The sequence below is a fragment of the Aminobacter sp. P4_D5 genome (genome assembly GCF_056401815.1).
In genome coordinates, this window is record NZ_JBFUIP010001157.1 from 1 (window position 1) to 569 (window position 569).

At 72.2% G+C, this 569-nt stretch carries 1 protein-coding gene; it reads right to left on the bottom strand.

What is annotated here, in order from left to right; translation table 11 throughout:
• The coding region (locus tag AC1DWF_RS37235; RefSeq protein WP_476843442.1) for a Bug family tripartite tricarboxylate transporter substrate binding protein at positions 1 to 554 on the bottom strand (554 nt) is incomplete at its 3' end.
• Between the last annotated feature and the right edge of the window lie 15 nt (positions 555 to 569).

Here is a 569-nt window from a genome sequence, read left to right on the forward strand (position 1 = left end):
CCGCGGTACTGCACCATCTCCATCGGCACGCCGCCCGCCAGCGCGCGGAACAGCTCCACCGTCAGGCGCGAGGCCATGCCCGAGGTCGCGAAATTGATGGCGCTGGGCTGGGCGCGTGCCAGCGCGATCAGCTCCTGCACCGAATTCACGCCGAGCGAGGCCGGCACCGCCATCACATAGGGGACGGAGGCGACCATGCAGACGCCGCAGAGGTCGCGCTCGGGGTCATAGGGCAGCGTCTTGTAGACATAGGAGTTCACGACCATCGGGCCGGGACTGCCGCCGAGCAGCGGGTAGCCATCGGCCGGCGCCTTCGCGACCGCGTCGGCGCCCAGCATGCCGAAGGCCCCGCCGCGATTCTCCACGACGACCTGCTGTCCCAGCGGCCCGCCCATCCGCTCGGCGACGAGGCGCGTCATCAGGTCGGTCGTGCCGCCGGCGGCGAAGGGGACAATGACGCGGATGGGGCGGGCGGGCCAGGCCTGTGCGGAGGCCGTGCCGGCCAGGGCGGGCGCGGCGAGGATGCCGAAGGCGGTGCGGCGGGACAGGGTCATGCTGGAGCTTCTCAC